At 70.7% G+C, this 23,717-nt stretch carries 23 protein-coding genes and 4 pseudogenes; 11 read left to right on the top strand and 16 right to left on the bottom strand.

Going from position 1 to position 23,717, the window contains the following annotated elements; genetic code table 11:
- Positions 1-318: 318 nt before the first annotated feature.
- Together cyaB and ACFYZL_RS34715 are read right to left on the bottom strand one after the other, a co-directional pair.
- Complete coding sequence (gene cyaB / locus ACFYZL_RS34720) at positions 319-879, bottom strand: class IV adenylate cyclase (RefSeq protein ID WP_388684550.1); 561 nt, start codon at positions 877-879, stop codon at positions 319-321.
- Positions 880-901: 22 nt separating this feature from the next.
- Positions 902-1,744, bottom strand: coding sequence for a helix-turn-helix domain-containing protein (locus ACFYZL_RS34715; protein ID WP_388684547.1), 843 nt, complete (start codon positions 1,742-1,744; stop codon positions 902-904).
- Positions 1,745-1,832: 88 nt separating this feature from the next.
- Between ACFYZL_RS34715 and ACFYZL_RS34710 the strand changes: the two genes are divergently transcribed.
- Both ACFYZL_RS34710 and ACFYZL_RS34705 read left to right on the top strand, forming a co-directional pair.
- Entirely contained in the window at positions 1,833-2,048 is a 216-nt protein-coding gene (locus ACFYZL_RS34710; protein ID WP_388684544.1) for a hypothetical protein, read from the top strand.
- A gap of 609 nt (positions 2,049-2,657) precedes the next feature.
- A complete protein-coding gene (locus ACFYZL_RS34705) occupies positions 2,658-4,571 on the top strand; it encodes a tetratricopeptide repeat protein (protein ID WP_388684542.1) in 1,914 nt (637 codons plus the stop codon).
- A 1,198-nt stretch (positions 4,572-5,769) separates the two neighbouring features.
- Here ACFYZL_RS34705 and ACFYZL_RS34700 read toward each other — a convergent pair.
- Positions 5,770-6,048, bottom strand: coding sequence for a hypothetical protein (locus ACFYZL_RS34700; RefSeq protein WP_388684540.1), 279 nt, complete (start codon positions 6,046-6,048; stop codon positions 5,770-5,772).
- Between the two features lie 568 nt (positions 6,049-6,616).
- On the opposite strand from ACFYZL_RS34700, the gene ACFYZL_RS34695 reads away from it, so the two are divergent.
- Positions 6,617-6,925: an STAS domain-containing protein gene (locus ACFYZL_RS34695; RefSeq protein WP_384749605.1), complete on the top strand. Its 309-nt coding sequence runs from the start codon at positions 6,617-6,619 to the stop codon at positions 6,923-6,925.
- 77 nt (positions 6,926-7,002) lie between these two features.
- Here ACFYZL_RS34695 and ACFYZL_RS34690 read toward each other — a convergent pair.
- Positions 7,003-8,042 (bottom strand): annotated as a pseudogene (locus tag ACFYZL_RS34690) (PP2C family protein-serine/threonine phosphatase).
- 800 nt (positions 8,043-8,842) lie between these two features.
- Between ACFYZL_RS34690 and ACFYZL_RS34685 the strand changes: the two are divergent.
- Positions 8,843-9,118: an isoamylase early set domain-containing protein gene (locus ACFYZL_RS34685; protein WP_388684538.1), complete on the top strand. Its 276-nt coding sequence runs from the start codon at positions 8,843-8,845 to the stop codon at positions 9,116-9,118.
- Between the two features lie 62 nt (positions 9,119-9,180).
- Here the strand turns inward: ACFYZL_RS34685 and ACFYZL_RS34680 are convergent, their stop codons facing one another.
- Entirely contained in the window at positions 9,181-9,486 is a 306-nt protein-coding gene (locus ACFYZL_RS34680) for a hypothetical protein (RefSeq protein WP_388684536.1), read from the bottom strand.
- 502 nt (positions 9,487-9,988) lie between these two features.
- Here ACFYZL_RS34680 and ACFYZL_RS34675 point away from each other — a divergent pair.
- From ACFYZL_RS34675 to ACFYZL_RS34665, 3 genes and pseudogenes are all read left to right on the top strand, one after another.
- The gene (locus ACFYZL_RS34675) at positions 9,989-10,249 is read left to right on the top strand and encodes a hypothetical protein (protein ID WP_388684534.1); all 261 of its coding nucleotides are present in this window, start codon (positions 9,989-9,991) and stop codon (positions 10,247-10,249) included.
- Between the two features lie 307 nt (positions 10,250-10,556).
- A complete protein-coding gene (locus ACFYZL_RS34670; protein WP_388684531.1) occupies positions 10,557-11,612 on the top strand; it encodes a hypothetical protein in 1,056 nt (351 codons plus the stop codon).
- A 79-nt stretch (positions 11,613-11,691) separates the two neighbouring features.
- A pseudogene (locus ACFYZL_RS34665) lies at positions 11,692-12,814 on the top strand (IS630 family transposase).
- A 47-nt stretch (positions 12,815-12,861) separates the two neighbouring features.
- Here ACFYZL_RS34665 and ACFYZL_RS34660 read toward each other — a convergent pair.
- Both ACFYZL_RS34660 and ACFYZL_RS34655 read right to left on the bottom strand, forming a co-directional pair.
- Entirely contained in the window at positions 12,862-13,251 is a 390-nt protein-coding gene (locus ACFYZL_RS34660; RefSeq protein WP_388684529.1) for a hypothetical protein, read from the bottom strand.
- Between the two features lie 184 nt (positions 13,252-13,435).
- A pseudogene (locus tag ACFYZL_RS34655) lies at positions 13,436-14,101 on the bottom strand (NADPH-dependent F420 reductase); the annotation flags it as partial.
- Positions 14,102-14,219: 118 nt separating this feature from the next.
- On the opposite strand from ACFYZL_RS34655, the gene ACFYZL_RS34650 reads away from it, so the two are divergent.
- Entirely contained in the window at positions 14,220-14,627 is a 408-nt protein-coding gene (locus ACFYZL_RS34650) for a winged helix-turn-helix transcriptional regulator (RefSeq protein ID WP_388684526.1), read from the top strand.
- On the opposite strand, the gene ACFYZL_RS34645 is transcribed toward ACFYZL_RS34650, so the two are convergent.
- Together ACFYZL_RS34645 and ACFYZL_RS34640 are read right to left on the bottom strand one after the other, a co-directional pair.
- Positions 14,624-15,055, bottom strand: coding sequence for a hypothetical protein (locus tag ACFYZL_RS34645; RefSeq protein ID WP_388684524.1), 432 nt, complete (start codon positions 15,053-15,055; stop codon positions 14,624-14,626). The two genes, ACFYZL_RS34650 and ACFYZL_RS34645, sit on opposite strands and share 4 nt — an antisense overlap.
- A gap of 99 nt (positions 15,056-15,154) precedes the next feature.
- Positions 15,155-15,925 carry a hypothetical protein gene (locus tag ACFYZL_RS34640; RefSeq protein ID WP_388684521.1) on the bottom strand — a complete coding sequence of 257 codons (771 nt, stop codon included), beginning with the start codon at positions 15,923-15,925 and terminating at the stop codon, positions 15,155-15,157.
- A gap of 364 nt (positions 15,926-16,289) precedes the next feature.
- On the opposite strand from ACFYZL_RS34640, the gene ACFYZL_RS34635 reads away from it, so the two are divergent.
- Both ACFYZL_RS34635 and ACFYZL_RS34630 read left to right on the top strand, forming a co-directional pair.
- The gene (locus tag ACFYZL_RS34635; protein WP_388684519.1) at positions 16,290-16,670 is read left to right on the top strand and encodes an STAS domain-containing protein; all 381 of its coding nucleotides are present in this window, start codon (positions 16,290-16,292) and stop codon (positions 16,668-16,670) included.
- A gap of 317 nt (positions 16,671-16,987) precedes the next feature.
- On the top strand, positions 16,988-17,131 hold the full coding sequence (locus ACFYZL_RS34630; protein WP_384749578.1) for a hypothetical protein: 144 nt from the start codon (positions 16,988-16,990) through the stop codon (positions 17,129-17,131).
- A 401-nt stretch (positions 17,132-17,532) separates the two neighbouring features.
- On the opposite strand, the gene ACFYZL_RS34625 is transcribed toward ACFYZL_RS34630, so the two are convergent.
- Together ACFYZL_RS34625 and ACFYZL_RS34620 are read right to left on the bottom strand one after the other, a co-directional pair.
- Positions 17,533-18,105, bottom strand: coding sequence for a dihydrofolate reductase family protein (locus tag ACFYZL_RS34625; protein WP_384749575.1), 573 nt, complete (start codon positions 18,103-18,105; stop codon positions 17,533-17,535).
- A gap of 358 nt (positions 18,106-18,463) precedes the next feature.
- The gene (locus tag ACFYZL_RS34620) at positions 18,464-19,261 is read right to left on the bottom strand and encodes an alpha/beta fold hydrolase (protein ID WP_384749572.1); all 798 of its coding nucleotides are present in this window, start codon (positions 19,259-19,261) and stop codon (positions 18,464-18,466) included.
- Positions 19,262-19,358: 97 nt separating this feature from the next.
- Between ACFYZL_RS34620 and ACFYZL_RS34615 the strand changes: the two genes are divergently transcribed.
- On the top strand, positions 19,359-20,024 hold the full coding sequence (locus ACFYZL_RS34615; RefSeq protein ID WP_384749570.1) for a TetR/AcrR family transcriptional regulator: 666 nt from the start codon (positions 19,359-19,361) through the stop codon (positions 20,022-20,024).
- Positions 20,025-20,710: 686 nt separating this feature from the next.
- Here the strand turns inward: ACFYZL_RS34615 and ACFYZL_RS34610 are convergent.
- The 5 genes and pseudogenes from ACFYZL_RS34610 to ACFYZL_RS34590 all read right to left on the bottom strand — a co-directional run bounded on the left by ACFYZL_RS34610 (position 20,711) and on the right by ACFYZL_RS34590 (position 23,569).
- On the bottom strand, positions 20,711-20,938 hold the full coding sequence (locus ACFYZL_RS34610) for a hypothetical protein (protein ID WP_388684515.1): 228 nt from the start codon (positions 20,936-20,938) through the stop codon (positions 20,711-20,713).
- Between the two features lie 541 nt (positions 20,939-21,479).
- Positions 21,480-21,659, bottom strand: a pseudogene (locus tag ACFYZL_RS34605) (DUF6009 family protein); the annotation flags it as partial.
- 285 nt (positions 21,660-21,944) lie between these two features.
- Complete coding sequence (locus tag ACFYZL_RS34600; RefSeq protein WP_384749563.1) at positions 21,945-22,370, bottom strand: DUF4267 domain-containing protein; 426 nt, start codon at positions 22,368-22,370, stop codon at positions 21,945-21,947.
- Positions 22,371-22,587: 217 nt separating this feature from the next.
- Entirely contained in the window at positions 22,588-22,938 is a 351-nt protein-coding gene (locus ACFYZL_RS34595) for an antibiotic biosynthesis monooxygenase family protein (protein WP_388684513.1), read from the bottom strand.
- 184 nt (positions 22,939-23,122) lie between these two features.
- Positions 23,123-23,569, bottom strand: a complete 447-nt coding sequence (locus ACFYZL_RS34590) for an anthrone oxygenase family protein (RefSeq protein WP_388684510.1) — start codon at positions 23,567-23,569, stop codon at positions 23,123-23,125.
- Positions 23,570-23,717 lie beyond the last annotated feature (148 nt).

The raw sequence follows: 23,717 nt of genomic DNA, 5'->3' as shown, positions 1-23,717 counted from the left end.
CGAATCCGCCTCCGGGTCCGTTCCGTCCGCAGCGACGGGAGACAGGACCCCGGTCGTGCCACGGCCACCGGACCACCGCCCCGACGGCCCCGTACGGCCCGGAAATCACGGGTGCCCCGGCCGGGCCGGGACGGGGGGACGCCGGTAGACGCGAACGGTGCGTTCGGCGACGGCCACCGCGCCATTGCGCGGGATCATCGTCCGGGTGCCACCGTGCCGGTAGCGCAGATCGGCAATGGCGACCGGGACGCCGCCGGCTTGGACCTGGTCCCCGACCCGCAGCGGGGCGGCGGCATGACGCGGCGCGCAGCCGGCCTTTCAGGCAGTCCTGCGATCCCGTACCGCGTCCGTGTACAGCTCGCGGGTCAGATCCTCCTCGTTGATGTCGAGGCCGGCCAGGAAGGCGCGGACATCCTGGAGTGCGTCGGTCAGGCCTTCGGCGTCGGTCATCGTCTCGACCTCCACGAACGTGCCGTCGATCTCGGGGACCTGGACCACGGTGGCGAGCATCCGCCGGCCCCGCACGACGATGTCGTAGTTGAGGCAGTGCTTCGAGAACGTGATCACCGGCTCGTAGCCCAGACCGCGCACCACGGCGTGCACGGCGTCCGGATCGGTCACTGCGGTCTCGTGCTCCGGCTTCGAACCGGAGGCGGTGTCCACGGCGGCGCTCTTGTAGGTCAGGACCGTGCGCGCGGTGCCGTCCGCGCTTTCCACGGTGCGTACCCGGAGTTCGGCGTCCCGGGCTTCGAGTGCCCGCTCTGCCGTGTCGTAGTAGGTGTCCTGGTAGACCTCTGGGCGGGCCTCGGTGAGCTTGTCGAGCAGCTGCACCAGGGCTTCGCGGTCCGGGACCCGGGCTTTCAGTTCTGCTTCGATCACCCTGTACTTCCGCCTTCCCAGGTCAGACGGTGCGCCGTGCGCCCGTCACCATTGCCTCGAACATTCGCCGGTGCCCCCGGAACAGGGGGCCGTGCGCGGTGGCCACCACTTTGTAGGTGGCGGACTCGTGGCCTTCCCAGCCGGCGTCGAAGGCGCCGACGAACATGGTGTCGTCGGCGCGGATCAGGCGCCAGGTCGGGAGCATCGCGTACCGGTACACCTCGATGTCGCACACCGCGGCCAACTCCCGCAAGCGGGCTTCCGTGAGGCAGATGCCCGCAGCGAGCGTCTGGGCCGACTCCCCGATCTCCGCCGCGCGCTGCACGGCGGCGGGGGCTTCGGGGTCCAAGAGGAGTACCCGTACCCGTACGTCGTCGCGAATGAGGTGGGTGCGGAGCACGGAATCGGTGAGGCCGATCAGTCCGAGTCCGCGCACGGCCAGGACATCGAGCGTGCTTGCCGTGCGGGCGTGGCGCTGGATTTCCTCACGGGCGGCGGCCTGCGCCTCGTAGACACGGACGACTTCGGGGAACGCGGCCAGGTCGAACGCGGCGCGGCCGTCACGTCGGTCGCGGGCAGCGGCCAGGCCCATCAGGTGGCGTGCGTCGTCGGGCATGGCCAGGCCGTCCGCGATCCGCTCGAAGACGTCCAGGCGGACGACGTCGCGCCGGTCGTGGATGATCTCGCTCACGCGGGCTTGGGTCATCCCGACCGCCCCGGCGATCCTCGACTGGGAGGCGCCGCCGTACTTCTGGACCGCCCGCAGCAGCGCGCCCACGTCCCGGGCCCGCAGCGCTTCGCGGACCTCCGGACGCTCCCACGCCCAGGCAGCGAGCACCGGGGGTGCGTGCGGGATCAAGGTCACGGCCGGCTCCCGTCAACGGGGGTATCTCACCGTGAGATTACCGCTCTGGTGTCGAGGCCCGGACCGCTTCGCGGACATCGTGTGGATCATGACCAGCCCCGTGTCCTGGTGTCACTGGCACATCGGATCCTCCCGTACCGCCCTGCCCATCCGCTTCGCCGGACGCAGCGGCGGACCGCCCGTCCTCCTCTACGCGTGCGCCCCCTGCCGCGAGCAGCGCGGTCTGCTCCCCCGGTGGCCACCCTTGCCCGAAGCCGTCACCGCCCCCGAGCCCGGAGACAGCCACCCCCGGCCGCGGCCGTGACCGCGACCCCGTGCGCCCGCGCCCCGCTCCCCTCCGTGAAGGGGCTGACATGGGACCAGCAAGCGGGCCGGGCCTGCGTCATCTGCAACCGCCCCCTTGACGACGGGGCAGTCCCCCGCGGCACCCTCACCGGCCACCACGGAGCACACCGCCTCGATACCGAGGCATGGGCCTGCCCCCCCCGGGGCGCCACCTGAACGTCCCTGATCCCATCAACGAGATCCGGGCCTGACCACCGCCCCCGGGCACACCCGAGGGTGCGCCCGGGCCGCGCCCAGCCGACGAGCCCCTACGCGCTCCCCGCCCTGCGGCGCGTGTGCTGCGCGCAGCGCAGGCCTCCGCCCGCGTGCCACTCCAGCAGCGGGCCGGCCGCGACACCGTGCTCGGGGCACCAGGCGAACTGGGACAGCGTCGCCCTTACGCCCTGGGGTCTGCCGTCCGCGCCCAGGGCAGACCCCCGTCCGGCTACGGGGCTGGGGTGAACTCCACGTCGATGCCGCCGCACCCGGCCGCGATGTCCAAGCAACTGGTTCCGCTCCACATCACAGGCTGCTGGTGAATTGTCCCATCGCGGGCGGGTCGCATACGGTGACCTGCATGTACAGGGGGATGGAGTTGGCGGGCCGCTACCGACTCGACAGCCGGTTGGGGCACGGCGGTATGGGCGAGGTGTGGGCGGCGACCGATCTGAGGCTGCGCCGCACCGTCGCGATCAAGATGGTGCTCGCCTCACATCTGCGTGACGATCGGCTCGCCGCCCAGGTCCTGGCCCGCTTCCGCCGTGAAGGCGAGGCGGCCGCCCGGCTGAACCACCGCAACATCGCCGTCGTCCACGACCTGGGCGAGCACCAGGAGATGAGCGCCGACGGGCAGGTGGAAGTCTCCCCGTTCCTCGTCCTGGAGTTCCTGGAAGGGCGTGATCTCGCGACGGTCCTGCACGAGGACCACCCCGGCGGGCTTCCCCCGGAGCAGGTGGTGGAGTACGGCGCCCAGGTGTGCGACGGGCTGGCCGCCGCCCACGCGCGGAACATCGTGCACCGCGACATCAAGCCGGCCAACCTCATGCTGCTCGACGACGGCACCGTCAAGATCTGCGACTTCGGGATCGTCCAGATCCAGGACGGCACGATCGGCCTGACCGAGGCCGGAGCGCTGCTCGGCAGCCCTCTCTACATGGCTCCCGAGCAGCTCAGAGGCCAGACACCGACGCACTCGGCCGACCTGTACGCCCTGGGTGCCAGCCTGTACGAGCTCCTTACCGGGCGCCCCCCGTTCACCGCGGACTCCGCGTACGCCGTCATCGCCATGCACCTGTCTACCGCTCCCGAACCGCCCAGCACCCACCGGCCCGCCATCGCGCCCGGCATCGACACCCTCATCACCTCCCTCCTTGCCAAAGACCCCGTCGACCGCCCCCGCACTGCCAAGGAGGTCGCCGCACGCCTGCGCTCGGCACACCTCGCACCCGGGCCAACCAACGGCCCTGCCGCGGAGGCTCCGGAAACCGACGAGGAGCGCCACCAACGGGCCGCCGAAGCCGGAGACTCCGACGCCATGTTCAGCCTCGCGCTGTTGCTGGCAGAGGCTGACCGCATCGACGAAGCGGAAACCTGGTACCGGAAAGCCGCCGACGCCGGAAACACCGACGCCATGAACGGCCTCGGACTCCTGCTGGAGGACACCGGCCGCAGCAACGAAGCCGAAACCTGGTACCGCAAAGCCGCCGACGCCGGACAGATCAACGCCATGAACAACCTCGGAGCGTTGCTGCAGGAAACAGGGCGCACGACCGAGGCGGAACCCTGGTACGAACGCGCCGCCGACGCCGGAAACACCAACGCCATGGACAACCTCGCACTGCTGCTGCAGAACACTGGCCGCGAGACCGAGGCGCAACACTGGTACGAACGCGCCGCCGACGCCGGACACACCAACGCCATGAACGACCTCGGAGCGCTGCTGCAGAACACTGGCCGCGAGACCGAGGCGCAACGCTGGTACCAGCGCGCCGCCAACACCGGACACACCAACGCCATGAACAACCTCGCACTGCTGCTGCAGAACACTGGCCGCGAGACCGAGGCGGAACCCTGGTACGAACGCGCCGCCGACGCCGGAAACACCGAAGCCATGAACAACCTCGGGGTGCTACTGCATAACGCTGGCCGCGAGACCGAGGCGGAACCGTGGTACCAGCGCGCCGCCGACGCCGGAAACACCAAGGCCATGAACAACCTCGGGGTGCTACTGGTAAACACCGGCCGCGAGACCGAGGCGGAACCCTGGTATCAGTGCGCCGCCGACGCTGGACACACCGAAGCCATGAACAACCTCGCACTGCTGCTGGTAAACGCTGGCCGCGAGACCGAGGCGGAACCCTGGTTCCAGCGCGCCGCCAACACCGGACACACCAACGCCATGAACAACCTCGCAGTGCTGCTGCGGGACACTGGCCGCGAGACCGAGGCAGAAGCCTGGTACCAGCGCGCCGCCGGCACCCCGGACGGTGAAATCCGGGCCTGACCGGCGCCCGGCGCATCCGAGGGTGCGCCGGGACCACCCGCAGCCGACGAGCCCCCACGCGCTTGCCGCCCTGCCGCGCGCGAGCTGCGCGCAGCGCAGGCAGCCGCCCGCATGCCACTCCAGCACGGGGGCGACTTCGCCGCCGTGCTCGTCGCACCACAGGACCGGGTCCAGGCCGCCGCAGTCGTGGCGCACGCATACGCAGTCCTCTCCGACCCTCTCGTGCGGGACGCCGTGGCGGACAACGCCACCGGTGCCGGTTGGCGAGGTGGTACCGCGCAGGCGGGCCGGCCATTCCAGCGTGATCCGCAGACCGCCCGACCCGGACCGGAACCGGTCGGTCACCCGCATCTCGCCGAGCACCGCGAGGGGGCCCGCGCCCGGTGCGGTGAGCCGGGCGAGTGTGGCCCCGGCATACCCGGCCGCCAGGGCGGCCAGCGCGTCGGCGTCGGCGACGACCCACCCCGACAACCGGTCGGTGCCCTCGATGTCGTCGGCGAGGCCCAGCCACGGGGCAGCCAGCCGGAACCGGCCCGTCGCGCCTGCCGTGCACTCCGCCGGCGGAGCGGATTCACCGCAAGAACGATGCGCTCCTCGCTCCTCGGGGCCGGTGAGCTTCTCGGCCTTCCTGGCCGCCGCCTGCGCCCGTGTCCGCGCCCTCGCGGCCGCTCGCCCTGCCTCCTTCAGACCGGCTTCCGCCTCCACGCGCGCGGCACGTGCCGTCTCCAGCCGCTTCCTCGCAGCGCGTACCTCGTCCTGAGCCACCGCGACGTCCGTGCCGGCGCGGTCCGCCAACTGCTGCGCGGCGGCCTGCGCCGCCTCCCCGCGCTTGGCCTCCCCCGCCGTCTCGGCTGCCTCCGCCTGCGCCGCCCTCGCACGTTCACGGCGCGCCTGCGCCGCACGCCCTTCGGCATCCGGTTTCGGCGGCTGCACTTGCTCCCTGGCCGGTGCGGCGGGCCGCGCCGTCCGCCGCGAAGGGGCAGTGCTGGACGCCGGTTCCAGGCCGGCAAAACCCATCGCGGCATCCGGGGGCTTCACCAGCCGGCCCGCCGCCCACAGGGCGGCCGTGTCGGCATCGGCAAGCACCGCGTGGAGGATCTGCTCGACCTCGTGCAGCACCGGCTCACTCACCGTCTGCCCGGCCTCGATGGCCAGGGCGCGCGCCGTACGCGCGAGGCGCCCGATCACCACATGCTGATCATGCGACAGCTTCCGCAACTGCTCGGCATCCCAACGTCCGGTGGGCGGTACGCAGCGCCTCGCCGAGCTGGACGAGGCTGTGCGCTTCCTTGGGTCGGCGGCGGGCCAGCAGCCCGGCCGTCCACGCCGCAACGGTCGGCTTCCGCAGCGCGGCGATCGCGGTGGCAAGCTGTCGGTCCCCGGCCTTGCGGGCCTTGGCCGCGTACTCGTTGCGGGCCGCGGTGAACTCCGACGGCCGTAGCCCGGACAACTCCACCGCCAGCGACTCCACATCCATGCCCGGAAGTCTCCCGCCCGCGCCCCAGCCCGGCCGGTACCCCGCAGGACACCGCGCGTCGGCCGACCGCACGGCTGGCGGCGGCTGATCGCCGCCCCCGGCCTCGGCGACCACGGTGTCAACCGGCGGCGCCAGCCGCACGGCCGTCGCCGACCTCCCAGCCCGACCAGTCGTCGTCGATTGGGCTGCCTCGGTCGCATTCGCCGCATACCCGTCTGCGACGGCCGCGCCAGCGGCGAGCAGGCCCACCACCAATCTCGAGCTCGCGACAGGGGTCAGGGCCGAAATTCCGCGCGCCAGGAGCCAGCCGGAGGGCACTCCCGGGCTGCGGGGCGGGGTAAGGCCGCCAGGGCGGGGTAGGCGCCGGGTAACCAGCCTGGTCTGGTGGGAGACCTTGCGCCACCAACCGGCCACCGCGAGCGGCCGCCGGCCGGTGCGGGTTGTCCTATCCGGCTTTGCGCGGACCCAATGCCGCGTGCTTGACGGCCTCCTCCGCCCCGACCCTGGGGAGCCGACCGTGATGGGCTCCAATGAAAGGGCGGCCCCGGCCGTGCAATCCACCCTTGACGTGGCTGTCCGCACACATCCGAAGCGGACCGTGGTGACCCTGGCAGGCACCATCGACACGGACACCTGCCCCAGCCTCACCAAGGTCACCGACACCCTGCCCCTCGACGGCCGGCCCCTGGCCTTGGACCTGACCGCGGTCACCTTCATGGCCTCCTGCGGCCTCAACGCCTTCCTCGCCTTGCGCAACCGCGCCGAGGCCCACGGCAACCGCCTGGAACTCATCTGCGTCCCCCGGCCAGTCCTGCGCATGCTCGACCTCACCGGCACCCGCCGACTCTTCGCCCTCACGCCCTGCCCCACACCCTGAAACCACCCAAACCACCGTAACCGCGCCGGCAGCGGCCTGACCACCACGCCAAAGGTGCCCGTCAAAACGGAACAAGCTCATCGCGCCGGGTCGGCCTGTTCGCCTTCTCCGTTCGCCGGCCCGTACCAGTCCAGGCACAGGAGGGTGGCGTCGTCCTTCGGCGGCCGGCCTTCGTAGGCGTCGGTGACCGCACCGACCAGGGTCCGCACGACCTCGCGCCGAAGGGGAGGTTCACGGCGAGGGTGAGTTCGGTGACCGCGCCGTCGCGCAGGAGGTAGGGCCAGGGGTGGCCGGCGTTGACGAGTCGGGCGCTCGTGCCGTTGAGGGCGATGCGCAGGAGTTGTCCGGTGGCGATGCTGTGGTGGCCGTGGTCGAGGAGGGCTTGGTGGGTCTGGCGGGCTTGTTCTTGGAGGTCGCATCCGGCGCGGCGGGCGCCGCGGGAGGCGTTGACGAGGAGGGTGGCCATGAGGGAGGCACTGACGTCGTGGCCCATGGCATTGGTGGTCGACAAATGCAGGGTGTCGGTGTCGAGGCTGTAGTCGAAGGTGTCGCCGGCGATGTCGGAGGCCGGGACCAGCGCGCCGGCCAGGGTGAACTCGGGGGCCTCGCAGCAGGAGGCGGAGGGCAGGAGCTGGCGCTGGATCTCAGCGGAGAGGCTGACCGGGCCGGTGCGGTTGCCCCAGCGGTAGAGGTCGGTGACACGGCGGTCGGTGACGATGATGTACGCCAGTGCGTGCGCGGCCTCCTGGACCTGCACCCGTACCTCGCGCGTGACGCGGGTGAGGAGCAGTTCCAAAACGCCGATGGTGTCGGCGCGGTTGGTGACCGGCGCAAGCACCCGTTGCCCGTCCTCGCCGTCTGCGGCCACCACGGGCTTCTGGCTGCGCAGCACGTCGTCGTAGATGCTGCTGCCGGCGAGGGGGACCTGATCGGCGGGCTGCTGGTCGGGCTGGGCTGCGGTGTCGTGGACACGCAGCAGGCGCCGGCCGACGAAGTCGACGAACAGGAAGGACACGTATCTGGCATCGAACCGGTCGCGCAGATTGCGCGCCACCAGGTCGAGGGAGCGCACCGCAGCTGCGCTCTCGGCTGCGGCCAGTACCTCGGCCAGCCCGATCCGGTCACGCCCCGCAGCAGCCTCCACGGGTTCCCTCGCCCCCCCCGATGGGCAGGTCTAGGCATTTCACCAGACCGGAACCCGAAATCTCTCAGCACACGACCCATCGCTGCGACCGCGAGGTGTTCGGACTGTCAGTAGTGCGGAGTCCGGTTCCAGTGTGCGCCCGTATGCTCGTCATGGACCCAGTCCCCGCCCCCATCACGCAGACTGCGCGCCCGGCCGGGCGGACCCGGCCGGGCTCCAGCCTCCAATTCAGCGTACCGAGCCCCACCCGACCACCCAGGCACATCGCAAACGGGGGCTACTACGTGTGTCGTCATCAGGCGGTCGCCGCCGGACTCCTCACCGCGTTCGATACCGCCAAAGGCGGACAGCCGCTTGGTGTACCGTGGTTCCGCAGCAAGCGGAGGCAACCGAGGCCACCAGCCCGTGGGGCGGCCCCGCCACGGCACCCTGGCGTCTCCCGGTTTGCTCCCCCTCCTGGACCGGGAGGCGGTCGGCGGCTCCCATCGCGAGCACGATTCCCCCGACCGGCCTACAACATCCGGCGGCACGGGCAGGCCCGTGTCACGGTGACAGGGCGAGAGAGGTCCACGCATGCGGGGCCCGGCCGGTCGAAGATGCCCACACCCGGCCGGGCCCTGCCCCGTACACCGCAGCCCGGCACCGGTCAGTCCTTCGCATGGAGACCGATCCGGGCGGGCGACCGGCACACGGCCCTCGGCCGCGTCCCGCCCCGGCTGACCCCCGCACACGCAACGATGCCCGGGCCCACTTCCGAACGGTTGGAGACCATCGTGCTCGAACGCAAGCAGCTCAAGGGCCGCACCCAGGTCACTTTCGTCCTCCCGGAGGACACCCCGGCCGGCCCGGTCAGCGTGGTCGGGGACTTCAACCACTGGAACCCCGCAGCCCACCCCCTGACGCCCCGCGGTGACGGCACCCGCGCCGCCCAGGTCTCCCTGCCCGCGCGCAGCAGCCACTCCTTCCGCTACCTCGCCGCCAGCGACTACTGGTTCGACGACGAACAGGCCGACCTGCACGACGGCACCAACAGCCGCATCCACACCTGAACCACCCCCGGGTTCCCGTGCCGGCCCGGTGCGTCAACGCGGACCGGAGGCGGCGGCCGGGTTCAGCCGGCCAGCGCGAGCAGCCGCCGGTACTCCAGCTGGTCCGTCCGCCTGGCCGTGAGATGGACCCGCACATCCGGCAGGTACTCCTTCAGAGCGGTGTAGCCCGCCGTGTAGGCCTCTTCCTGCGGACCGGCAACCGCCGGCATCCAGAGGACGAGCAGATGTTCGTGCCTGCGCGTGCCTTCCGCGGTGGCGAAGGCCAGCTCGTGGACGACCAACCGGGCATGGTCTGCGGGCAGGGCACCGATCAACTCGTCGTGCGTCAGATTCCCCTCCACCACCTCCACCACCTCCGCCACCAGCACACCAGGGCTATCGGCATAGCGCAGGATGACGGTGTTGACTCCCGCGTCTGCTTCAGGTGGTGGAGGGCATCCCCGCAGCCTTCCGATAGGGCGATCGGGGAACTCACCAGAGCCTCGCTTCGCTCATGGCTGTGCCGCTCATGCGCGCTCACCTTCCCATTGTGGGTGGTCCGGCGCCTCGGGCAGCAGCCCGAGCATGTCCAAAAGCAGCGCCAGATCTCCCGCGTCGACGGCGCGCGCCGCTACAGCGCGGGCCGCCGCTGCCCGGTCCGCGACTCCGGACCAGGCCAGAAGCGCCGACTCGTCACAACCGAAAGGATCCTTCACCCGCCGATCCCACCACCCCCACCCACCCGCCACCCGCGGCCGCACTGCTCCACCTGCCCCCAGGTGGCCAGGCACGGCCTATGCAGGTGCCTTTGAGTTGTGGGGGATCGTCGCCCTGTCTGTGACGGAGTAGGGCGCGGGCCGGCAGGTCGGACACGCTCCGTACCATCAATAGGTGATCAACCCGTTCTTCCACGCACCCAGACGCCGCTTCGTCACCCTGGCCACGCTGGCTGCCGTCGTCGCCTTCGGGTGGTACGCCGTTCAGCCGGTCTATCCACGATGCACGACCTACGCAGTCGGCTCAGGGTCCCTCATGTCCGGCGGCACTTCGGCAGAAGAGAGGGAAGCCCTGGCCCGGCAGGCTTACGAGGACGCCTTGGCCGACGGCACATGCGGACCATCCCACGCCCGATTCCGAGACTGGATCGGCTGACCTGAGCCCGCAGCCCCGACAGGCTGCGGCCCTTGGCGCCGTCGTGGGACCCGCGACGAGGTAGACCCCCGAGCCGCCCCCTCCCCCGCGCGGGGGAGGGGAATGGCCCATAGGGCTGATGCGACCGGCAACGGACCCGGCAGAGCATGAATTGTCAGGATTACGGAAGCCGGAGGTCACGGTGGCTATCCCCGCAACGACACAGACACATGGGGGGACAGCACCCCTCGCCCCGACCCGCGGCTGGACCGGCTGGTCGCGGCGTTGGCCTGATGGGGCGCCTGCCGCCGCTGTGACCTGTGGCGCGGTGTACGCCATCGTCGAGGCCACCTGGGCCGTGAGGGGGACCACGGTACCTTTCACCCTGCACACCCCCTACTCTCCGATCGCCCAGATGATCCTGGCCGGCCTGGCCATTGCCGCCGGTGTCGCCTGCTGGGCCACCAGACGACGGACGGCCCAGCCTGGCCGGATGGCGATCAGGGGTGTGCTCGTGTTGGCCACCCCGGTATTGACGATGGGCGCGGCGGGCCTGCCGGGCTACTTCGTTGCCCTGGCCTCCGGTTCAGGGCTGGAGAGCGCCACCGGCCTGGCCCATGTGCTGCTGAGTTCGGCCCTCACTGCTCTCCTCGTCCTCGTCGCTCTGTCGTACCGCCGACGGCTGGCTGGCGCCTGCCCGCGCTGCGGGCAGAAGCACACGGGCGGCCATGATGCCCCACTCGTCCATCCCAGTGCCTCGACCGCCTCCCCGCGTACCAGGAGGCTGGCTTATCTGCTGATGTGCGGGATGCTGCCGTGGGCCGGAGCAAAGACCATCTGGACGCTGGGTGGTGACGCGCTCGGCATCACGGCCGAGAAGTGGAAGGAGTCGAACTCCGGCGGATCGGAGGTGGCGAAGGCGCTCGCCGATGTAGGCATCGATGTCACTGTGCTGGCCGCGGGACTCGGATTCTTTCTCCTGACCGGGCTGATGTACCCGTGGGGGCAGGTGTTTCCCCGCTGGACGCTTATCCTCTCCGGGCGCCGGGTGCCGCGTCTGCTGCCCTTGATCCCAGCCTGGCTGACCGCGTTCGGTCTGTCGGTGTACAGGGTCCTCCTGGTGATCTACGCTCCGCTCGCCGCCCTCGGAGTGTTGCCGGCCCCCAAACTCGACACGGATCTCGGCGCCACCCTCTCCGGGACTCTCTGGCTGGCCGCCTTCGGTGGAATGGCCTTCGGCGGCCTGGGCTTCGCCCTCCTAGCGGCCGCACGCTCCTACTCCGCCCGGACCCGCCCCGTCTGCGCCACCGCGGCGACCTCGGAGGCCCCACCCACCGAGACGGCCCGCGCAAACTCACCGGCCACAGCGGTCCCGGCCGACTAGTGCTGTGACCGGGAAGGTTTGCCGGGTTGCTCGTTGTGCTGGTCGGATGTGACGACTTCGACTGGCATGGGGAAGCGGGATGGCGTTACCGGTCAGGGTCCGCGGGCTGACCGAGCAGGAGGGGCAGAAGCTGCAACACGTCGTTCGGCGGGGCAGCACCAGCTCGGTGCGGTTCCGGCGGGCGATGATGCTGCTGGCCTCGGCCGGCGGTAGCACGGTCCCGGTGCTCGCGCGGCTGGTCCAGGCCGACGAGGACACCATCCGGGACGTGATCCACCGCTTCAACGAGATCGGGCTCGCATGCCTGGACCCTCGGTGGGCGGGAGGCCGTCCCCGCCTGCTGGATCGTGACGACGAGGACTTCGTCGTCCAGAGACGGCCACCACCCGCCCGACCGCGCTGGGCAAGCCCTTCACCCGCTGGTCACTGCCCAAACTCGCCGATCACCTGCGGCGCAACATCTCCCGACCCGTCCGGATCGACCGGGAGGCCTTGCGCTGCCTGCTGGCCCGCCGGGGGATCTCCTTCCAGCGCACGAAGACCTGGAAGGAGTCCCCGGACCCGGCCTTCGACGCCAAGCTCGCCCGGATCGAGTACGCGCTCAACGAGCGTCCCGACCGCACGTTCGCCTTCGACGCGTTCGGCCCCCTGGGCATCCGTCCGACCGCCGGATCCTGCTGGAAGAAGCAAGGCCGGCCCGACCGGCTGCCGGCTACCTTCCGCCGCACCCACGGCATCACCTACTTCCACGGCTGCTACTCGGTCGGAGACGACAAGCTGTGGGGCATCAACCGAAGACGCAAAGGCATCGACTACACCTGGGCCGCCCTGCGGTCGATCCGCGCCGCCCGCCCGGATGGCGCCCCGATCTACGTCATCCTCGACAACCTCTCCGCCCACCTGACTGGAAAATCCGCAGGTGGGCGGACCGGAACAAGGTCGAGCTGTGCTTCACGCCGACCTACGCGTCCTGGGCGAACCCGATCGAGGCCCACTTCGGGCCGCTGCGGCAGTTCACCCTGGCCAACTCACACCATCCCAACCACACCGTCCAGACCCGTGCCCTGCACGCCTACCTGCGCCGGCGCAACGACAACGCCCGCCACCCCGACGTCCTCGCCGCCCAACGACGCGAACGCGCCCGCATCCGAAGCGAGAAGGGCATCCGCTGGGGCGGCAGACCGCTACCCGCCGCGGCCTGACCACCCAACCCGGCAAACGATCCCGGCCGGTCGGTTCCGTCCGCCTCTCAGGTCTGGCCCAGCAGTCGGCGTCTGCGCTCCGCCGCGGTCTCCCCGGCATGTACGTACTTCCACTCACGCACCAGCTCGGCGGTGCTTACCCGGCACAGAATTGCTTTGTGGTCGATTCCCCGGACCTCGACGAGCCACGAGCCGTCGGCGACTCGGAACACCTTGCGTGCGGGCGTGTCCCCGGCCGAGCCCATGCTGACCTCTCTGGGGACGTACTCCATGGCGAGCTTGCGTGCCAGTCCGTCAGCCGCCGCACGACCTCCGTCCGGGACGGCATGCTTTGCGACGAGCTGCCAGCGGTGGTCCTCCTCGTACCCGGGACGGGTCTCGGCCTCCACGAGGACGACCCACCGAGCTTCCTTCTGCGGAACCGTGTCATTGATCACCGTCGAAACGTAGTGCTTGGTGCCTTCGCAACTGAAGGCCTGTAAGGGGAGCCGGCCACGACCGGCGTCCACATTCGCTTGCAGAAGGGGGCGACCGGGACCGAGCTGCGGCATCAGGCCTCTGGCCGATGGTTCCCGCCCTGCCCCACAACGAGCAACCCGGCAAACGTTCCCGTTCACAGCACTAGTCATCGACAGCCCCCGGGGCCAGAGCCGGGGCAGGGAACGCGAAGCGCGCCTCGGCGCCCGCCCACCAGACGCCGACTGCGAAGACGGCAGTGGCCTCCAGCAGGGCAGCGCGATCGAGCCCGCCGCAGGGCAGAGATGTGCAGCCCATGGAGGTGATGATCTCCGCCACCCGCGTGGCGGCGGCCGGCTGGTCTGTGCAGAACGGGACCGCCAGTGGGGCCCCTTCGAAGGCCGGCCGGTCCAGGGTCCAGATGCTCTCGTGGCACACCCCGAACGCCTTCACCACATGGGCGCCGGGCGCGGCGTCCGCGATGAGTTGGGCGACGGAGGTGGCACCGCCGGTAGTCAGGGTCGGGCCGTTTCCGCCCGGTGCCATGGGAACGGAGCAGTCAATCACGGTCCGCCCGGCGAGCAGGGGGGCCAGTCCCCTGGCCAACTGCGGGGCCACGTCCGCCGGCATGGCGAGGAGCGCCACCTCGCCGTGAGCCGCGGCATCGGCGAGGCTGCCGTGCTCGGAGGCGCCGGTGAGCAGGGCAGTGCGGGCGGCCGCTTCGGTGTCCCGACCGCCGACCCGGACGTCATGGCCGGCGCGTACCCAGGCCGCGCCGAGGGCCGTGGCCATTGCCCCTGTACCGAGAATGCCGATGCGCATGTGCTTGCTCCTGTCGTCCGTGTCGCAAGATGTGCGAGGTCTGAGGAAACGACGCTAGGCGTGCCGATGCACACCACATGGTGTGCATCGGGCCGGGCAGGATGATCGCATGAGCGACACTGCGGCAGTGGCAGGCGAAGAAGGTCTGGGCGCGGACCTGGGCGGCGGCGAGTACGCTGCGGACTGCCAGGCGAGGGTGGCCTTCGAAGTCCTGTCGAACCGCTGGGACAGCGTGATCGTGTACATCCTCGGCGAGAACGGGCCCATGAGGCCGCGCGCGCTGATCACCCGCATCGGCGGGATCAGCCCCAAAGTCCTCAACGAAGCCCTGCGCCGCCTTGAGTACAACGGCCTGGTCGCACGCCAGGCGTACGCCGAGGCCCCGCCGCGTGTCGACTACTCACTCACCGAGGCGGGCCTCGCGCTGCTCGGCCCGATCCATGCGATGGGCGCGTGGGCGGGACGCTACACCGAAGCCGTCCTGGCGGCCCAGGCCCGCTTCGCACCACGGGAAGATCGCCTGGACAGGAGCTAGTCAGAACGTTCCACTACTCGTGACGCGGTCAGCGCGCTGCCGCTGCAGGCGTGTGACATCCGCGGTCGTTGGCGTACCGGCGGCGCCGCTGCGTGGTCAATGTCGATCCCGGATGACCCCTGCACAATCACGTCGTCGTAGTACGAGTGCCACACCCCGCCGGTGAGCGTGCATCCGACGCCCACGGTCGGGGCCTCGATCGCCTCCGCGGTCAGCACGTCATTCCTCGCCGAGCAGCCGTTCTTGTCGTCGTCCTTCCGGTGCGGGTAGAGCTCGCGGCGGTAGCCGTCGCGGACTTCCTCGGCGACCGGCAGGGAGGTGATGGCCTCCGTGAGCGTGTAGTCGTCGGCGTGCGCCGGAGACGCGGGAGCGAGGGCGGCGAAGGCCAGGGCGGTGGCGGCGAAGCCGCGGAAAGGGTTCTTGATCACCGCCCGGTAATACCGCCCCGGCCACCTCCACCGAGGCACCCCGGAACGGGTGCTCACTGCGCCGGAGTAGCGGATTCACCGAAGGAACGATGCGGCGCCTCACCCCTCCGCGGCGGCGAGTTTCTCGGCCTTCCGGGCCGCCGTCTCCGCCCTCGCCCGCGCCGTCACAGCCGCCCGTCCAGCCTCCTCCAAGCGGGTGGTCGCACCCGCGCTCGCCGCGCGCGCCGTCTCCAGCCGCTCCCCCGCAGCCCGCACGTCGTCCTCGGCCGCCGCCACGTCCGCACCCGCCCGGTCCGCCAGTTCCTGATCTGCGGCCTGCGCCGCCTCCAGGCGCTCCGCCTCCGCCCGCGCCTCAGCAGCCTCTGCCTGTGCCGCCTCCGCGCGCTCACCACGCGCCTGCGCCGCCCGCTCTTCGGCATCCGATGCCGGCGGCCGTACCTGGCCCTTGGCAGGTGCGGCGGGTCGAGCCGCCCGCCGGGGAGGCACAGCGCCGGGCGCCGGTTCCAGGCCCGTGAAACCCATCGGGGCGTCCGGGGCTTTGACCAGTCGGCCCGCCTCCCACCGGGCGGCCGTGTCGGCGTCGGCAAGGACTGCGTGCAGGATCTGCTGGACCTCGTGCAGCACCGGCTCACTCACCGGCTGCCCGGTCTCGATGGCCAGGGCGCGCGCCGTACGGGCGAGCCGCCCGATCACCACATGCTGATCATGCGACAGCTTCCGCAATTGCTCGGCATCCAACGTCCGCTGCGCGGTACGGAGCGCCTCGCCGAGCTGGACGAGGCTCTGTGCTTCCTTCGGCCGGCGCCGGGCCAGCAGGTTGGCCGTCGACGCCGCAACGGTCGGCTTGCGCAGCCGCGACAGCGGCGGCAAGCTTCCTGTCCCCGGCCTTGCGGGCCTTGGCCGCGTACTCCTCACGGGCAGCGGTGAACTCCGACGGCCGTAGCTCGAACAACTCCACCGCCAGCGACTCCACGTCCATGCCCGGAAGTCTCCCGCCCCGACCGGCCGACACCACGCACGACACCGCACGGTGGGCGGAGACACTCAGTCATGTCCCGTGCCAACGATTGAGCAGGGATTCGTGCGCAGGATGGGAGGCTTCGTTCAGCGGGCAGTCCTGCCCGGGCGCCGGGTGGACGCTGAAGGCGCAGTCCGGTTTTGGTGTCGCCGGCCGTGCCCCACCTCTGCGACACCAGCCGGAGCAGAAGAAACGGCAGGTCAGGACATGGTTTACGTGACCGAACCGCCCGTCGTCGAGCTACCCGGCCGGGAAGACGGCACCGTGGTGTGCCGGCTCCGTGGTGAGATCGACATCGAGGCGCGCAGCCACCTGCACGCGGCGTTCACCGATGCTGCCGCCTGTGCCACGAGAGCCGTCGTGATCGACTGCTCGCGGCTGGAGTTCGCCGACTCCACCCTGCTCAACGCTTTGCTCCAGCTCCGCCGGGACGCCGCCGCTCGCCGCCTGGCGCTGATTGTGGCCGCCCCGGCACCGCAGCTGCTGCGCCTGCTGGAACTCACCGGCACCGTCGATCTGCTGCACACCTCCCCCTCCCTCGCCCAGGCTCTCGCCGGCCTCCGTCCCGCCCCCAGAGCCTGGTGCAGCAGCGGGTAGGGCTCAGCTCCCAGCGTGCAGGGTGCCGCCGGGCGAGGTCCCGTACGCGTCGCGGTAGTGGGCGGCGAAGTGCCCGGGATGCCCGAACCCCCATCGGGCGGCGCCAGGGCCTGTCCGTCTGGTCGGCGGGTCGGCCGGATGCCTCACGCAGCAGTGAGCCGGGCAGGCTGATCACCTGGACGTCGAGGTGGTCGGTGGTGCACCGGTAGTTCATCTCCGGGCCGACGACGACGGTGACGTCCCCGGCGGCGTACCACTCGGTTGTGTCCCCTGCTCGCCGCTCCAGCGTGCCTCCGTGGAACACGTCGATCGCGAGCATGTCAGCCGGATCCACGGTCACCGCGATCTCCGGCACCATCACGATCTTCGCCGTACTGACCGGCCCGGCGACCGTCTGGTCGACCGAGACGATCGGACCCACCGCAGGCGGCCCGGCAAGCCGCAGATGGGGCGCCTGCTGATGGGTGTCCTCCATGCACAGCCGAGCGGCATCCGCATCGGCCGTCTCGAACGTCACCCGCCGGGTGGATGCGGCAACCATGGCCTGCTCCCTCCGGCCGGCCCACGCATCGAGCGCACGGGCTACGGGGGCTCCCGCCACCGACACCACGCCCCTGCCGACACCCGCACGAACTCGCTGGCCCCGGCCTGGGCGCCGTGCACGCGATCAAACTTCCCTGCGTCGAACCGGGAAACGGTCACGTCCAGGCGCAGCCGCTTGTACCGGAGCGGGTGGCGGAAGATCCCGCCGTGGTCGATGGCCCGGTCGGCGCTGATCTCCGCGGCCGGCTCGGGGCGGACCAGGACGGCGTCCAGGGCGTCACGGGACCGGGTCGGGTGCAGGGCGAGCGCGGCAGCCTTGTCAGCGGACGACGTCGAAGACGTTTTTCTGCAGGCCGTTGGCGTAGGCCTCGTGCTCGACGAGCTTCAGCTGTTGGGTGTCCTTGTCCGTGGTGCTGAAGAGCCGCTTGCCCGCACCGAGCAGGAGGGGGAAGACGACCAGGTGGTAGCGGTCGATCAGGCCGGCGTCCGAAAGTGCCTGGTTCAGGGAGGCGCTGCCGTGGACGATGATCGGCCCGCCCTCGGTCTCCTTCAGCGCGGCGACCTCGTCGAGCGACCGCAGGATCGTGGTCTCACCCCAGTTCGACACCAGCTCGTCTTCGCCGAGGGTGGTGGAGACGACGTACTTCGGCATGAGTTTGTAGTCGGCGAAGTCCTCCATGTCGGGCCACACCGGGCTGAACGCCTGGTAGCTGGTCCGGCCCATGAGGATCGCGGCGGCTTCCTTCTGCTCCCGGCCCTTGATCTCGAAGGCCTCGGGGAGGAACTCGATGTCCTTGAAGGTCCACCCCGCGTTCCGGTAACCGGGCTCGCCGCCGGGGGAGTCGACAACGCCGTCGAGGGAGATGAAGGCAGTGCTGATCAGGGTACGCATTTCAGGGTTCCTCGGTCTCTCGTAACTGGTTCTCAACAGGTTCGGTCAGTGCGCGCTTCGACCACCGTCGTGACGGCGGCGCACCAACCATGAGCTCTGACTGCGGATCACAACGACATTCATAGGCCGTCGCCCGCCTGTCCGTACGGCCTCGCGTCTGGAGGGGAGCCACACACGTGCCTGCCCCCGAGACCTGCCGGCAGCGCAACAGCGCCGAGCGCGTGCACAACCGCCTCGACCAGCAGGGCGGCATTTCGATGCTTCGAGCCCCGTGATCCAGACGGAACTGCTTGGCTAGTGCGTGACGCGGTAGCGGATGGGGGTCACCTCAATACCGCGGTCATGCGAAGACCCCGTCTCAGGCGAAGAACGTCGTCAGCAGCGGAGCCAGGGCGGCTGGGTCGACGTCGTGGGTCTGCCCCTCCAGGGTGGCGTGGCCGGCCGTCGGCAGCAGCTCGGCCAGGGCCCGGGCGCCGGCCTGGAGCGAGGGGTCGCTCGCGCCGCCGCCGACTGCCAGCACGGGAATCCGTACCGACGCCCAGCGGCTCGCCGACAGCGGGCGGCCCGACATGGTGTCGCCCATGACGGCGCCGTCGTACGGGAGGGTGTGCGCCACCGAGCAGAGCCGGTCCCAGGTCGCGGCGTCCGCGCGCATCGGGGCGAGGTACTCCGCGGGGATGCCCACGGCGGCGGTCATGAAGACCTCGACGGCCCCGCCGCGGTCGCCCCGCGCGAGCGCGCCGTGCAGGCGGTCGAGGTAGTCCGCGGGGAGCGGTGGGCGGGCATCGTCGAGGACGAACGGCGGCTCGTAGAGGGCGAGCGCGGTGATCGGGACACCGTGGGCAGCCGCCTCCAGGGCGAGCACTGCGCCCGAGGACATGCCCATCACACCGGCGGTTGCGCCGACCGCGTCGATGACGGCCGCCAGGTCCTCGAACTCGCGGGCCACCTCGTACGGCGCGGTGTCGCCGCTGTCGCCGCGGCCGCGCCGGTCGTACGTCACCACCGTGAAACGGTCGGCGAGAAGGCGGGCGAGTTCGACCCACTTGGCGTCGTCACGGACCTGGAAGGCACCGCCGACCAGTACGAGGACCGGGCCCGCGCCGATCCGATCGAACGCGATGACGGTCCCGTCGCGGGATACGACCTTCTGCACGGCAAACCCCCATGAACAGTTATGTGGACGGCGTCCACTTCCTGTCCGTAGGCTATACCTGTAAGTAGACGCTGTCCACATCTGAGGGAGGAAGCGAATGTCCTCAAAGCCACCGGGCACCGAACCGCCTGCCAAGCGCAGCACGTACCGGCACGGAAACCTGCGCAACGCCCTGCTCGACGCGGCGCTGGAACTGGCCCGCGAGGGCGGGCCCGATGCCGTCTCGCTGCGCGAGGTCACCCGGCGCGCCGGGGTCTCACCCAACGCCGCCTACCGGCACTTCGCCGACCGCGGGGCCCTGGTCCACGGGGTCTCCCAGGCCGCCATGGCCCAGGTCGCGCTCACGATGGAGGCAGAAATCGCCCGGGCGGCCCCCGTCGGCAGCGCCGACGACGACCCCGCCGGGCACGCCCGCGCACGGTTCCGCGCCGTCGGGACGGGCTACATCCGCTTCGCCGTGACCGAACCGGGCCTGTTCCGCACCGCCTTCCACGTCCCGGCCGACATGGCCTACGCCACGGACACCACCGCGGCCGGGGCGGGCGGTCTCACCCCGTTCGAACTGCTGGGCACCGCGCTCGACGACCTCGTCGAAACCGGCCTGCTGCCCGCCGAACGCCGCCCGGGCGCAGAATTCCTCGCCTGGTCGGCAGTCCACGGCCTGGCGGTACTGACGATCGACGGCCCACTGCGCGGCATCACCCCGCAACAGGCCCACGACGCCGGACAGGACGTGATCGCGATGATCGAGCGCGGCCTCTAGTTCGGCAGCACGAAGCAGACAGCCGCCGTCGCCGACGAAACGGCTCGCTCGCCGCCCGCGTGGCTCTCCTCCCCGGCGCTGAACCGGCTCCGTCTAACCCGCGCGGCCCACGTGCAGGACATCCGCCGGACGCCGAGGGCGGGCGCCGCGTCCGTATCGACGGTGAGATCCTCGGCCGCGCCCTCGGCCCGATGCGCTGCTGATCAAGTGGCGCGTCGGCGGGCCGGCCGTGTGGACCCCGCACCCCGGCGGAGCGTGAACACGTGCGGGCCACTGCCCGATGCCGGCCCGTCCGGGACCGAGGCAGGCCGCCTCGCAGCGCCGGCATCCAGATCGGGATGGCCCAAGACGTCGGGGCCCGGCAGCCTTTCACACTGCGCGGCGTGGCCCCGAACGGCGGGGACGGCGCCGCCCCACGGGCTCTTCAGGAGCAGCCTGCGGGGAGGAAAACCCGCCCGGGACCGCCGTCGGTGCGGCCGCGGTGGCCGGTGGCGCGCCGGTGCGGGCCGGTGCGGGCCGGTGCGGGCCGGGCTCTGCGCTCGGGCGAGGATCGAAAGGTGGGGGGTCTGCGAGGCACAGGTCTGACACGTCTCGGCGAGAGTCCAGACCTGTCCCACGGCCGGGTTGTGGACGAGGACCAGGAGCGCGAGTCCACCGCACTGGACGCTGTTCTTGTGAAACACGCACTACGTGGCGCGGCAGGAGCAGGCGGCGTTGGGGCGGACCGTGGCGAGCCGGGCGTCGGCCTTGATGTGTTCGGCGGCGAAGCTCCGCATGGCCAGGGTGTCCTTCGACCGCGCCAGCATGCGGCAGGCCTCGGTACTGCAGGTGACGGACACGCTGTGATCGCCATGGCCGGAGAGCCGGACCGTCCAGGTCCGTCCGGGCACCCGTGATCCGGGCATGAGGGTCAAGTCGGGACTCCTGTCCTCGTCGTTCAGATGTCTCTCACGTGCTGCTGCGGTTGCCGAAGTCAGCGTGGAGGGAGGGGCGCCACGCGCCGAGGGCGGCGCGGTGGGAACAGTGACAGCCTCGCGCTCCAGCCTGGTGGTTGCCGTGGCTGAGCCGGCTCTCAGATGGACTTTTGTCGCACGAGCCGAACCATGGTGTCAACGCCGTGACAGCCCTCGCCTCAGGCGTCGACCGGTCGTACCACGCGGACCGAGAAGAGCAGCGTTGTGCGGTAACCCGTGACTGCGAGTGCGGTTCAGCCAAATCCCAAGTCCTGCACCGCCCGGAACGGGAAGTCCCACCGGCCGGCAACACCGCCGGGGTCGCGACGACCTCGCGGGACATGTCCGACGTCCTGGCCCATCTGGCCTGAGTTTGTAGCAACAAGTCGTGACAGTACAGGCCGCCCGTGAAGGGCCGACGCGCATGCCATGGACGACTTCATGGTTGGACGTGCGGAAGACAGAACCCGAGGGACTGGAGGGACTGAAATTCGGCACTATGTCAGATCCTCAGCCGGCCTCGCGTAGGGGCTGGAGGGAGCAGAGGGACTGAAATTTGGGCAACTGTCGGTGTGGAAAGCCCTCGCTGCGAGCGCATGTCCTTTCTGCAGACTTGCCTGAATTCGATCGTCCAGGGGTCGGCTGCCTCACCCGGCGCCCCCGCCACGTACAGGCCGCGGGGCTCGGCGTCGTACCGACGGCTTCGGGCTCGGCGGCGGCGAGCCGGGCCGCGAACGCCGCTTCTCGGCGGCGCCGTCGGGGCCCAGGCGGTGGGAGTTCGCCGATCCGCCCGGCGTGCGCGAGAACCGGCTCGGGGTCAGAAGGCCGGCGGCGGCAGCTCGTGCGGCCGGGGCGCGGTAATGCCACGGTGCGGGGCCACGGCGTGGGCGGGCCAGGTGTCAACGCGGGGCCTGGACGTCGCCTCCCGCGTGCCGGCAGGTGAGTGCCGGCACGCGCCAAGGTGGCGTCAGGCGGGCTGCGGGGCGGGCGTTGCCGGAGCGGTCGCGACGGTGCGGGTCTCTCGCATGATCAGCAGGCCGTTGACCACCATCAGTGTCGCGGTCAGGCAGTGGACGCCGAGCGCGGTGGCCACGGAGCCGTGGTGGGCCAGCACGTTGGCCATGTCTCCGTACGCGGCGAGGGCCTCCACCAGCAGCGCCCAGCCCAGCGCCCGACGGTGGGCCGTCACCAGCAGGATGCCCAGGACCAGGGCCAGGACGACGTCGCGGATGCCCTTGATGACCAGGAAGCCGTCACCGTCGCCGGACGGCCAGCCCGGCAGGCCGTAGCCCGGCGCCGTCGTCTGGGGGCTCAGGATGTACTCCGTCCCGAACCAGAGGATGAAGAGGATGAAGGCGGCGGCCAGGATGGTGTTGATCTTCTTCAGCGACATTGGTCTTCTCCTTGAGTCTTCGTCAGCTTGCTGAGCCGTGTGGGGCCTGATCAGGCTGCATGGGCGCGACTGATCAGGGGGCTTGCGGGGATCGCTGTTACGGGGTCCGTGCAGCAGCCGCATCCCCGGATGTCGGGGGTTCGGCATGCGCATGGATGCGCGCTCAGGGGGAGGGCAGGGCTTGTCCGGCTGCCCTCCCCCGGCTACAGCTGTCGTGTCACAGGTCGATCTGCTCGAAGATGTGGGGGTACGACACGATGTCGTCGGGGAACTCGGCAGCCATGCGCTGGAACTCCGGGCTGCCGAACGCCATGGCGAGCGCCTCGGTCGACTCCCAGACCGCGACGTTCATCAGAAGTTGGCTGTCCGCCGTTCCCTTGTGTATCTGCAGGGAGACGAATCCGGGCTGAGCCCTCATGAACTCGGCCTGCCTCCGAAAGAGGGCCAGGAAGGCCTCTGCCCTGTCCTTCGGGACGAAGAAGGTGTTGGCCAGGACGATGGGTCCGGTCTTCTCCTTGAACTGCGCGAACATCGGCGTATTCGGGTCCAGGTTCCGCAGCTTGGCCATTCTCGGTACTTCCTCTCGCTAGAGGTCCGCAGGTGTCGCCGGCGCCCGCGTCCTGGGGATGCCAGCGGCGTACGAGGGTGTTGGTGTCCGGGGCTCGGAGGTAGATGGAGGGGCGGTGGCGGTGCGCTTCGGATGCACGGCCGAGCGGCTGCCGCTGACAGCCGGTCAGCCATGGCCGTCCGGCTCAGACGAGGGCGGTGACCAGCAGGGTGAAGGCGGCGATGATGACGGCGACGCGGGCGTAGTGGTAGCGGTCCCAGCGGTTCATCTGCTCCTTCCAGTCGGCCGGCCGGTTCTCGGGGGTCCACGTCTTGCCCTGGTTGTTGATCGGGACGAGCAGCAGGACCGACATGATCACGCTGAGGACCAGCAGCGCGGCGGCGATGACGACGAGGCCGGCGCCGGGACGGTGCCATCCGGCGATGGCCCAGACGGCGGCGAGACCGAGCGAGGTGAAGTACCAGACCGGCATCAGGGCGCCGAGCATCCGGCCCCCGTGGGAGCGGGCGAGCTGGTCGCTGTCCTCGGGGAGCGCGCTGAAGATCCGGTTCATGACGAAGGCGACGGCGAACTCCACCCCCACCATCAGGCCGACGACCACGGTGGTGAACACCTCGAGTGCGTTGAGCATGACGACCCCTCCAGGATCTAGCGTTGCTAGCTGATGAGGCAACGCTAGTACTGCTGCCGCTCGATTGTCTAGCGGTGCTAGGATCGAATCATGTCGGTACAGGAACGCAAGCAGCGCGAACGGGCGGACCGCGAGCGCCTCATCGTGG

It is taken from the genome of Streptomyces sp. NPDC001717, from assembly GCF_042892775.1.
Classification (GTDB): Bacteria; Actinomycetota; Actinomycetes; order Streptomycetales; family Streptomycetaceae; genus Streptomyces.
This window is presented reverse-complemented; position numbering and strand designations above follow the sequence as displayed.

Excerpts from the sequence above, each read along its gene's own strand:
- ACFYZL_RS34700 (WP_388684540.1), bottom strand. The coding sequence starts at position 6,048 with ATGGATGTGGAGTCGCTGGCGGTGGAGTTGTCCGGGCTACGGCCGTCG.
- ACFYZL_RS34630 (WP_384749578.1), top strand. The coding sequence starts at position 16,988 with ATGTCAGCCGGATCCACGGTCACCGCGATCTCCGGCACCATCACGATC.
- ACFYZL_RS34625 (WP_384749575.1), bottom strand. The coding sequence starts at position 18,105 with ATGCGTACCCTGATCAGCACTGCCTTCATCTCCCTCGACGGCGTTGTC.
- ACFYZL_RS34705 (WP_388684542.1), top strand. The coding sequence starts at position 2,658 with ATGGAGTTGGCGGGCCGCTACCGACTCGACAGCCGGTTGGGGCACGGC.
- ACFYZL_RS34600 (WP_384749563.1), bottom strand. The coding sequence starts at position 22,370 with ATGTCGCTGAAGAAGATCAACACCATCCTGGCCGCCGCCTTCATCCTC.
- ACFYZL_RS34615 (WP_384749570.1), top strand. The coding sequence starts at position 19,359 with ATGTCCTCAAAGCCACCGGGCACCGAACCGCCTGCCAAGCGCAGCACG.
- ACFYZL_RS34590 (WP_388684510.1), bottom strand. The coding sequence starts at position 23,569 with ATGCTCAACGCACTCGAGGTGTTCACCACCGTGGTCGTCGGCCTGATG.
- ACFYZL_RS34710 (WP_388684544.1), top strand. The coding sequence starts at position 1,833 with ATGACCAGCCCCGTGTCCTGGTGTCACTGGCACATCGGATCCTCCCGT.
- ACFYZL_RS34595 (WP_388684513.1), bottom strand. The coding sequence starts at position 22,938 with ATGGCCAAGCTGCGGAACCTGGACCCGAATACGCCGATGTTCGCGCAG.